At 27.0% G+C, this 10,291-nt stretch carries 12 protein-coding genes and 2 pseudogenes; 7 read left to right on the forward strand and 7 right to left on the reverse strand.

Annotated elements, in window-relative coordinates:
* Together EPJ72_RS00005 and EPJ72_RS13575 are read right to left on the reverse strand one after the other, a co-directional pair.
* Positions 1-87: pseudogene (locus tag EPJ72_RS00005) on the reverse strand (IS1595 family transposase); the annotation flags it as partial.
* Positions 74-196: a hypothetical protein gene (locus tag EPJ72_RS13575; protein ID WP_277871886.1), complete on the reverse strand. Its 123-nt coding sequence runs from the start codon at positions 194-196 to the stop codon at positions 74-76. The gene EPJ72_RS13575 and the pseudogene EPJ72_RS00005, both read right to left, overlap by 14 nt.
* 177 nt (positions 197-373) lie before the next feature.
* On the opposite strand from EPJ72_RS13575, the gene frr reads away from it, so the two are divergent.
* Genes frr through EPJ72_RS00020 form a run of 3 tightly spaced genes read left to right on the forward strand, consistent with a single transcriptional unit; the run spans position 374 to position 2,562 of the window.
* On the forward strand, positions 374-922 hold the full coding sequence (gene frr / locus EPJ72_RS00010; protein ID WP_147730234.1) for a ribosome recycling factor: 549 nt from the start codon (positions 374-376) through the stop codon (positions 920-922).
* 2 nt (positions 923-924) lie between these two features.
* Positions 925-1,650, forward strand: coding sequence for an isoprenyl transferase (locus tag EPJ72_RS00015; protein ID WP_147730235.1), 726 nt, complete (start codon positions 925-927; stop codon positions 1,648-1,650).
* A 3-nt stretch (positions 1,651-1,653) separates the two neighbouring features.
* The gene (locus EPJ72_RS00020) at positions 1,654-2,562 is read left to right on the forward strand and encodes a phosphatidate cytidylyltransferase (RefSeq protein WP_147730236.1); all 909 of its coding nucleotides are present in this window, start codon (positions 1,654-1,656) and stop codon (positions 2,560-2,562) included.
* Here the strand turns inward: EPJ72_RS00020 and EPJ72_RS00025 are convergent.
* Positions 2,559-3,017, reverse strand: coding sequence for a hypothetical protein (locus tag EPJ72_RS00025; RefSeq protein ID WP_147730237.1), 459 nt, complete (start codon positions 3,015-3,017; stop codon positions 2,559-2,561). The two genes, EPJ72_RS00020 and EPJ72_RS00025, sit on opposite strands and share 4 nt — an antisense overlap.
* Before the next feature lie 158 nt (positions 3,018-3,175).
* Between EPJ72_RS00025 and EPJ72_RS00030 the strand changes: the two genes are divergently transcribed.
* A complete protein-coding gene (locus EPJ72_RS00030) occupies positions 3,176-4,576 on the forward strand; it encodes a lytic transglycosylase domain-containing protein (RefSeq protein WP_147730238.1) in 1,401 nt (466 codons plus the stop codon).
* A 181-nt stretch (positions 4,577-4,757) separates the two neighbouring features.
* Here the strand turns inward: EPJ72_RS00030 and EPJ72_RS00035 are convergent, their stop codons facing one another.
* The 4 genes from EPJ72_RS00035 to EPJ72_RS00050 all read right to left on the reverse strand — a co-directional run bounded on the left by EPJ72_RS00035 (position 4,758) and on the right by EPJ72_RS00050 (position 7,565).
* Positions 4,758-5,255: a YajQ family cyclic di-GMP-binding protein gene (locus tag EPJ72_RS00035; protein WP_147730239.1), complete on the reverse strand. Its 498-nt coding sequence runs from the start codon at positions 5,253-5,255 to the stop codon at positions 4,758-4,760.
* Between the two features lie 18 nt (positions 5,256-5,273).
* Positions 5,274-6,746 (reverse strand): glycogen synthase, encoded by a 1,473-nt coding sequence (locus tag EPJ72_RS00040; protein WP_147730240.1) that lies wholly within the window; start codon positions 6,744-6,746, stop codon positions 5,274-5,276.
* Positions 6,747-6,841: 95 nt separating this feature from the next.
* Positions 6,842-7,207: a hypothetical protein gene (locus EPJ72_RS00045; protein ID WP_147730241.1), complete on the reverse strand. Its 366-nt coding sequence runs from the start codon at positions 7,205-7,207 to the stop codon at positions 6,842-6,844.
* Between the two features lie 25 nt (positions 7,208-7,232).
* Positions 7,233-7,565: a hypothetical protein gene (locus EPJ72_RS00050; RefSeq protein ID WP_147730242.1), complete on the reverse strand. Its 333-nt coding sequence runs from the start codon at positions 7,563-7,565 to the stop codon at positions 7,233-7,235.
* A 144-nt stretch (positions 7,566-7,709) separates the two neighbouring features.
* Between EPJ72_RS00050 and pepF the strand changes: the two genes are divergently transcribed.
* The 3 genes and pseudogenes from pepF to EPJ72_RS00065 all read left to right on the forward strand — a co-directional run.
* Positions 7,710-9,530 (forward strand): oligoendopeptidase F, encoded by a 1,821-nt coding sequence (pepF, locus tag EPJ72_RS00055; protein WP_147730243.1) that lies wholly within the window; start codon positions 7,710-7,712, stop codon positions 9,528-9,530.
* Between the two features lie 157 nt (positions 9,531-9,687).
* Positions 9,688-10,074: a hypothetical protein gene (locus EPJ72_RS00060; protein ID WP_014933489.1), complete on the forward strand. Its 387-nt coding sequence runs from the start codon at positions 9,688-9,690 to the stop codon at positions 10,072-10,074.
* A gap of 133 nt (positions 10,075-10,207) precedes the next feature.
* Positions 10,208-10,291, forward strand: a pseudogene (locus tag EPJ72_RS00065) (IS1595 family transposase); the annotation flags it as partial.

The following is a 10,291-nucleotide window of genomic DNA, read 5'->3' on the forward strand; positions in this document are numbered from 1 at the left end:
AACTGATGTAGTTCTTGCTGTGGTTCCTGCTACAAAATGTTCTATTAATTTTAATTGTTTATCTTGACTTAATTTACTGCGTTTCATACTTTAATTTTAACAAATTTAAGTTATCTAGGACAGCCCCAATATTTTTAGTTTCTAATGCTTCATCCACTATAAATAATTTAAATTCTGTGCTATAATCTTTTTTCATAGTAGCATCCTTTTTATTTGTTTTATGTTCAAAATATTATAACAAGGATACTGCTTTTTTTATACTAAAAAATGTCCAATATCTCATACTCCTTAACATTACTTATGTAATAATAACTTGACAATACTTATATCTTAAATTATAATTAATTCAAATAATTGTAAGAGGTTTTAATCTATGTCAAAAGAATCCTATAAAGATAGAATGGAAAAGGCTATTAATAGTTTACAAAATGATTTGAAAGGTATTAGAACAGGAAGAGCAAATGCTTCTATATTAGACGGTGTAAAGGTAGAGGCTTACGGCAGCAGTATGCCGCTTAAACAAGTAGGCAATGTTTCTACTCCTGATGCTAAAACTATAATGATACAGCCTTTCGATAAGGCATTGGTAGGAGACATAGAAAAGGCTATATTAAAAGCTGATTTAGGTTTCAATCCTTTCAATGATGGCGGTAATATTAGAATTATGGTGCCTGAGCTTACTAAAGAAAGAAGAGAAGAATTAAAAAAAGGTGTAAGACATAGAGGAGAAGAAGCTAAAATTGCTATACGTAATATAAGAAGAGATGAAAACGACATTATAAAAAAAGATTTAAAAGATAAAACTATTACGGAAGATGAATCTAAAAATCTTGAGAAAAAAATACAAAACGATACAGATAGTTACATAAAAAAAGTTGATGAATTAATTAGTTCAAAAGAAAAAGAATTAGATAAAATATAATTATGATGACAGAAAAGGATAATAAAGTTCCTTCACATGTTGCTATAATTATGGACGGTAACGGCAGATGGGCTAAAGCTCGAAACAAGTCTAGAAGTTTTGGACATAGGGCTGGAAGTGAAAATGTTATTAATATAGTAGAAGCATGCTGCGAACTTAATATTAAATATTTAACACTATATGCTTTTTCTACAGAGAATTGGAAAAGACCAGAAGAAGAAAAAAAAGCATTATTTAAGCTTTTAAAAGAATTCTATAAAAAAGAAATTAAAAGGCTTATTTCAAATAATATTTTAGTGAAGCATATAGGCGATATTTCTAAATTTCCAAAAGACACTATCAAAACTATAGAAGAAACAGAAAAAGAAACTTTAGATAAATGTAAAAATCCAATTCTTACAGTGGTATTAGCATTAAATTATGGTTTTAGAGATGAACTTAAAACTGCTATAAAAAATATGTATTTTGATGTATTAACAAATAAAATTAATATAGAAGATATTGATGAGAACTCTATAGGAGATTATTTATATACAAAAGATATACCAGACCCAGATTTTCTAATAAGAACTTCGGGAGAGCATAGATTAAGTAATTTTTTAATGTATCAGGCATCATACAGTGAATTGTATTTTACTGATATATTGTGGCCTGATTTTTCTAAAGAGAATTTTAAAAAAGCTATAGAAGAATATTCAAACAGAAATAGAAGGTATGGAGGCTTATAAAAAATGAAGAGAAGACTTATATCTGTAGCATTAACTTTACCATTATTTACTATTATTTTGCTTTACAATAGAGTTATTTTTCTCTTTCATGCTTTGATATTAGCTATTTCTATAATAAGCACATTAGAAATATTTAATATGGCTAAGGTTTATAGGCAGAAGAATTTTAGGACAGTTGTTACTACAATAGTAGCTATGGTTTTAGGATATATTATCACTATATGCGGAAACAATATACTTCATGGAGATTTTTCTCGTCTTTATAAGTTTACACAAATAAATAATATCTCTATGAGCTTATCGCTTGTTATGGTATTTGTTTTAATAGCTGCTCTTTTTATAATTAATATGTTTAAGGTGAATGTATCTACTTTTGAAGAGAGGGGCAGGGCAATACTTACTGCGGTATTTTGTTTTATATATGTTGGGCTTGGGGTATGGCATATATCTTTAATGCGTTTTATGCCTAGCGGAAAATATTATATTGTATTTATATTATTATGTGCTTGGATTAGCGATACAGGCGGATATGTGGTTGGAAGAAAATTTGGTAAACATAAACTTTCAAATAGTGCATCTCCAAATAAAAGCTATGAAGGTTTAGTGGGTATGTTTTTGTTTACAATACCTATATCTATACTTTATTATTATTTATATTCAAATGGATATTTAAGCTTAGTGCTTGGTAAGGATATACCTACATTTTCTCTATCACAAATAATATGGCTTACTATAATATTTACATTAACAGGTTTTCTTGGGGATATGGGGGAGAGCCTAATTAAAAGAATGTATGATACTAAAGATTCAAGCAAATTATTTCCTGGTCATGGCGGGGTATTTGATATATTTGATAGTGTAATATTAACAGCACCTATATCTTATTATATTATTATAATATTATTAAATTAATTATTGTTTTTTGCTTTATCTTCACTGGTTGCTATATCATAAAAATATAAGCCTAATATTGTTTGCAAAGGAAACATTATTATAGCTTCAAAAAATAAACTAACTCTTCTTATAGTATAAATAATATCTTTTTTCAAAATAAACACATTTAATATATATAGTATCTTTATAACAGCAAAACATAGCATTATTAGTATAATAACAAAGAATGAAATACTATTTGGTGCAGGAAGTAAGCTTATATATTTTGGAGTTTCATTATTGTTAGCATTATATATAAATAAAAATATTCCAAAAATATATATAAGTGCAAATATGGCATCTAATATTACAGTTATAGTAGTTGCTTTTTTAAAAGATATTTCTGGATACAATACTTTTCCGCAAGATTTACATTGTTTGGCATATTTATCATTAACAGTTTTACAGTATTTACATTTTACAATTTTAGCCATAATTTTATTTTTCTCTCCATACCTGTAGGTTATAGGCTATATAATATTTTTATTTAAAAAAATTGTCAACTGTTATAATAATATTAGTATAAATTTTAAAGGATAATTACACACTTGCAAATATTATAAAAAAATGTTAAATATATTTATTAATAATCATGAAAATAAAAGTCTTAAAAAGAAAAAACATATTAGCTATATTTTTAATAGTTTTGATTTTATTTGTTAACTCTTGTGATACTTTTGATTTATATTTACGAAAGGGTTTGGATGGTGTTAATCTTTATGAGCTTACGGTTTATGGTGAGGCACTTGGAAGCGATATTAAAGTAGTGGAGCTTAGAGGATTTAATGCTGATGATTTTCGTACAGAGAGAGTTTCTTATTATTTAGATAGGTATCAGGGAAGCTGGCGTCCGCATATGCAGAAAATTATTGATAGGGCACAGATATATTTGCCTTACATAAAACAAGTATTTGCAGAAAAGGGAGTTCCTGAAGATTTAGCTTATTTACCTATAATAGAGAGCAGTTTTTATCCTCAGGCTGTTTCGCATGCCGGTGCTGCAGGGCTTTGGCAGTTTATGCCTATGACGGGGGCTATATATAATTTAAAAGTTAATTATTGGTCTGATGATAGGTTTGACCCAGAACGTTCTACAAAGGCGGCAGCTGAGCATTTGATGAGGCTTGATGAAAATTTTAAATCTTGGGTTATTGCATTAATAGCGTATAATGCAGGAGGCGGAAGAATATCTAGGGCTATTAGGCAAGTAAAAAGCAATAATTTTTATGATTTGCTTAGGGCTAAAGTGCTTCCTAAAGAGACTGAAGAGTATATACCTAAATATGTAGCCTCTGTTATTATAGCAAAAAACCCAGAGAAGTTTGGATTTAAGATTAACAAGCCAAAAGTGGTTTTTCCAGAGGGTGATTTGGTTTATGTTGACGATGCCGCTGATTTATCTATAATAGCAGATATGATAGAAGCTGAAACAGAAGATTTAAAAGCACTTAATCCTCATTTATCAAGAGGTGTAACTCCTCCGGGTATGGTTCGCTATCCTTTAAGAATACCTGAGGGAAAAGAGCAATTATTTTATGATACTTTCGGTAAGATTCCTGCTTCAGAGAGGGTTACATTTAGAAGACATGAAGTAAAAATGAATGAAACGCTTTCGCATTTATCTAGATTTTATAATGTGCCTATGCAGGCTATTGTTGAAATAAACAAACTAAAATCAAGGAATTTAAATATTGGTCAGCAGGTAATGATTCCTATTCAGGGGCTTGATAATGCTAAACAGGTGGATTTGGCTCAATATGAAGAAGAGCAGGAGAGAATAAGAGAGGGTAAGTTTGTATATTTTGAATCTTTGCCTCCGCCTGATTATGAGTATAAGGATATAATGTATCATATAAGGGCAGGAGATACTCTCTGGATTATAGCAAGAAAGTTTAATGTGGATGTTGCTGAAATTAAGGCTTGGAATAAACTTACAAGTAATGTGCTTTCTATAGGAAGTGAAATATTTTTGAGAATACCTGTAAATAAATAATCATTGTTTTAAACTTTATATATTTTTTAATTACAGTTAATATTTTTTTAATAAAAATATATTATTAAAAAAACATTAAAGCTATAGTATGTATAATATTTTAGTTTTGTTTATATTATTAAAGGCTCTATTATTTTTAATAATAAAGCCTTTTTTGTTTTAACAATTATAAAAATTATTATTATCTAAAGTTTACAAATTGCAAAGGTATAGGATAATCTTTTCCTTTTAGCATAGTAATTACAGCCTGCAAATCATCTTTTTTAGCACCAGATACTCTCACTTGTTCATCTTGTATGCTTGCTTGAACTTTTAATTTCATGTCTTTTATATCTTTTACTATTTCTTTAGCTAAGTCTTTATCTATACCATTAACTATTTCATTTATTTCTCTAACAGCATCTCCTCTTGCTTTTTCTTTTTTCTTTTCTCTTAAACTTTTTTGATTTAATCCTCTTTTAATAAACTTCTGGAATAAAATATCTTTTACTTGATTAAGTACAAACTCTGCAGGTGCTGTTATAGTTACAGTTTTTTCACCTTTATTTAATTCTATTGTGATATTTTGTCCTTTAAAATCAAATCTATTGCTTATTTCTTTTACAGCAACATTAACACAATCATCCATAACCTGCATATCTACTACTGAAACTATATCAAAGCTTGGATCTTTTGGCATAAAGGCCTCCTATAATTATTATTTATTTTTTAAAACTTTATTATAAAGTTTTTTATATTCTAAAGCAGTTTTTAAAAGTGAATAATCTTTTTTCATAGCATTATCAACAAGATTGTCGAAATGATTTTTATTATTATAATATAAATCGAAAGCTAAGTCCATAGCCTCTACAAATGACTTTTGAGAATATTCATTGAATGAAAAGCCTGTTGCTTTTTTTATTGTTTTAGCACCATTATAATTAATAACTGTATCTTTAAGCCCACCTACAGAATGCACTATTGGAAGGCTTCCATATTTCATGCTGTATATTTGATTAAGGCCGCAAGGTTCAAATCTGCTCGGCATTAAATATATATCGCTTGCTGCTGTTAGTTTATGTGCTAATGCTTCATCAAATAAAAATAACACTCTTATATTTTTTGCTCTTTTAACTCTTGCTACAAAATCATTCTCAAAATCTTTAAAATAATTATTGCTGCTAAATAAAAATATAAAATTAGCATCATAGGTAGAAAGTTCAAAGAAAGATGAATATATTAAATCAAGCCCCTTTTGAGGGTCGAACCTTGATATCATTGTAACTAATGGATAATTTTTTTCTTTTATTTTTAATTCTTTATATAAATCATTTCTTATTAATTTCTTATTTTCTTTTGTATTTATATCATAATTATGTTTTATATATTTATCTGTTTTTGGATTCCATTGAGTGTCATGCATGCCGTTTAATACACCGAATAATTTACCTTGCTCATTTTTGTTTAAAAGCAAATTATTTAATCCGCATCCGAACTCTTCTGTTTGTATCTCTTTTGCATAATTTGGGCTTACTGTTGTTACTATGTCTGAAAGTATAATGCCTGCCTTTATAAAGCTTACATATCCATAAAACTCTATTCTGCTTGGCATAAAGTATTTCCAAGATATATTAAGAAGAGAGTACATATCTGTATTAAAATTGCCTTGATAGGCTAAGTTATGAATAGTAAATATTACTTTTGTGTTTTTAAAAGCTTCTTCAGTGCTGTGTATTTCTTTTATATAAATGGCCGTTAATGCACTCTGCCAATCATGCAAATGAACTATATCTAATTTAATATTTTCTTTTTTATGTAAATAAATTAATAATTCTATGGCACTTTTAGTAAAAGCTATAAACCTTTTTGCATTATCTTCATAGTCTTTAGAGTTTTCTGAATATATACCGTTTCTTTTAAATAAAAAATCATTCTTTACAAAATAAACATTAATATTATTATATTTATGCTTGATGATTTCTGTTTTTATAGTTTCTGAGCCAAGTTTTATATCGAATGATGTGTATATGTTATTGTTTATTAATTTATAATTATCCTTATAAAGCGGTATAATTAAAGAACTATTGACATTTACTTGTTTTAAAGCATGCGGAAGATTTCCAGCAATATCTCCTAAGCCTCCAGTCTTTGAAAATGGATAGGCTTCACTTGCAATCATAAATACATTCATAAATAATAATCTCTTTTAAAATATATTTATAATATATTTATATACCTTTTAACTCTAAAAATCAACTATTTAAAATTACATATGTTAATTTTTTGCTATTCTATTTTTAATACTCTTTTTACAACATCAATATTTTCTATAATAAAACTAATAGAATTAAATATATAGTATGATGTAAATATTATAAAAAATATAAAAATAACTCTTTTTACAATAGTTTTAGATTTACTATCTTTATCTTCAGTCCAGAATAATTCGATTATATCTTTCTTTTTTCTTCTTTTTTTTATATTTTTTTGTTTTGGATTTTTATCTTCTTTTTTATTTTCTTCTTTCTTTTTTGGTATTAATCTAAATATTAAAGATAATACTATATATATTAAGCATAGAAGTATTATAAAATTAAATATTAGGTAAAATGTCATAATTTGTTCTATATTATTAAAGTTTAAAGTATCCATTGTAAATCTCCTTATGTTATCATTTTTAAAAAGGACAGGCTATAGTTTGTTTATTTTTTATATCTGTATATTCTGCCTTCCAATAATGAGGGTCATTAATTTCTATATATTTTATATTATTATAATTCTTCACTATTTTAGTAATGAAAGTTTTATTTAGAAAAATATATAAATGTTTTTCATCTCCAAAACCGCCAACAGATATTTCTCTTATTTTATTTCCAGCTTTTAATTCATTATACAATATTTTTTCTAATTTATTACTTAATTTATACAAACTATTATTTTTTATAATTTCATTTAATGTTTTAATTTGTTCTTTAGTTGTTTTTTCATTAAGAGTAATATATTGTTCCAAAATAATATTCCAAAAATAAATATTTTATACTACTATTATATAATATATTTATTTTTTATTTTGTAAAAGGCTATATTATGTTATAATTTACAAATATCGGTTAAATATGTTTTATAAAAAATATTATTAAGGAGTGAATATTATATGAGCAATGAAAATAAATCAAATACTTTAATAGAAAGAAAAGATGTAAAAATAGAAGATACTTGGGATTTAAGTTTATTATATAAAAATAATGAAGAGTTTGAAAAAGATTTTAAATCAATGGAAGATTTTTCAAAGGAAGTAAGTAAGTTTAAAGGAAAATTATCTAACTCAGCTTCTGAATTAAAAAATATATTAGACACTATAATGAAAGCTTCTATAATATTAGAAAAGTTAGGTTCTTATGCATTCTTAAAACAAACAGAAGATTTAACTAATAATGATTCTAATATAAAAGTTGCAAGATTCTCAAAACTTTCTTCAGAGTTTTCAGCTAATTTAAGTTATTTTGAACCTGAACTTATGAGTATAGATGATGAAAAGATTAATAGCTTTTTGAAAGATGAAGTATTAAAAGATTATTTAATTTATTTAAGAAACATACTAAAATACAAACCTCATACATTGTCAGAAAAAGAGGAGAGAATATTAGCTCTTCAAGGAGAATTATCTTCAACAGCTTCTAATGTATTTGACACTTTAAATGATGCTGATTTAGACTTTGGAGAATTAGAACATAACGGCAAAAAAACTCCTTTAACTCATGCGACATTTTCAAGTTTTCAAGAAAGCCAAGAGAGAGAAATAAGAAAAAACAGCTACAATCAATTTTATAAAGAGTATGATAAACACAAAAATACATTAGCAGAACTTTATGCAAGCCAAATTAAGCAGGATATATTTGACGCTAGAATAAGAAATTATAACAGCGTACGAGAGATGGAATTATTTGCTGATGATATACCTGTAAGCGTTTATGACAGTTTAATTGAGAGTGTGCATAATGCTTTACCTGCACTTCATAGCTACTACGAATATTGTGCTAATAAATTAGGCATTAACGACTTTAGACAATATGACAAATATGCCCCAGTGGTAAAAGATATTAAGTTATATCATACGTTTGATGAGGCAATAGATGTTTTAAATAAAGCCTTATCACCATTGGGTGAAGAATATGTATCAACTCTTACAAAAGGTCTTAATTCAAGATGGGTTGATAAATATGAGAATAAAGGCAAAACAAGCGGAGCATTTTCTGCGGGCTGTTATGTATCAGAGCCTTATATACTTATGAACTTCAGAGATGAAAGCATTGAATCAGTATTTACTTTAGCACATGAAGCAGGACATAGTATGCATAGCTATTACAGCAGAAAAAATAACCCTTTCCAGCACCATGATTACACTATATTTGAAGCTGAAGTTGCATCCACTTTCAATGAAAAACTTTTATTTAATTATCTTATGCAAAATGAAAGCAAAAAAGAAGTTAAGGCATTTTTACTCAATAAAGATATAAACGGATTTGTTGCTACAGTGTTTAGACAGACAATGTTTGCAGAGTTTGAGCATATCATTCACAAAGAGGCAGAAGAAGGCAACCCTACAACATTAGAGCTTATAAGAAATGTTTATAAAGATTTACTCAAAAAATATTTTGGAGAGAAATCGGTTCTTGAAGAGGTGAGCGATTTAGAGGCTTTGAGAATACCTCATTTTTATCGTTCGTTTTATGTTTATAAATATGCTACAGGCATGTCTGCTGCTGTTGCTTTATCTAATGGAGTGCTTGAAGGCAATGCTAAAAATGACTACACAAACAGAGACAACTATTTAAAATTCTTAAGAAGCGGAGGAAGCAGGACACCTATAGAAAATCTAAAAGTTGCCGGTGTTGATATGACTAAGCCTGAGGTGGTAGAGAGTGCTTTAAAATTGTTTGCTAAAGAGGTTGAAGAATTAAAAGCGTTAAATTGATTTGATTTATTATTAGTTTTGATTTTTTAAGGCTGGCATAGTTTTGTATGTCGGCCTTTTATTTTTTATATAATATTGTTTTTGATAATTGACTTATAGGCAAGTACATGTTACAATTTTAAATGTATTTAATTGATTTTAGATTAAAGAGGTATTTATGATGAAAATAAAAACTTTTATTATTTTATTTATTTTTTGTACTGCCTTTTTATATGGAGAGATAGATATTTATGAGCCTTCTCAATCACCAACTGTAAAATACAGGTTATTTAGAACAGCAAATATATGGACTTTTTTAAAATTAGAAACTACAACAGGCAGAATATGGATAGTTCAATACGATATAAAAGGTGATAATCGTTTTTCTGTAGAATTAAATATGGTTGATCTTTCAGGCGGAAAAGAAAAAAGCCTTGGCAGATTTACTTTATATCCTACTTCTAATATTTATACATTTATTTTACTTGATCAAATTTATGGTAATACTTGGCAGGTACAATGGAGTTTTGAAGAAGAGGCTAGATTTGTTATACCTATTGATTAGTTTTACAAAAAAATATTTCTATTCAATTATAAAATACTCTAATTGTTTTTATATAAAAAATATTACTTTATTCTAATAAATATAAAAAAATTAGGGGCTGTCCTAGATAACTTAAATTTGTTAAAATTAAAGTATGAAACGTAGTAAATTAAGTCAAGATAAACAATTAAAATTAATAGAACATTTTGTAGCAGGAACCACAGCAAGAACTACATCA

The organism is Brachyspira pilosicoli (genome assembly GCF_008016535.1).
In the GTDB taxonomy this organism is placed as follows: Bacteria; Spirochaetota; Brachyspiria; order Brachyspirales; family Brachyspiraceae; genus Brachyspira; species Brachyspira pilosicoli_A.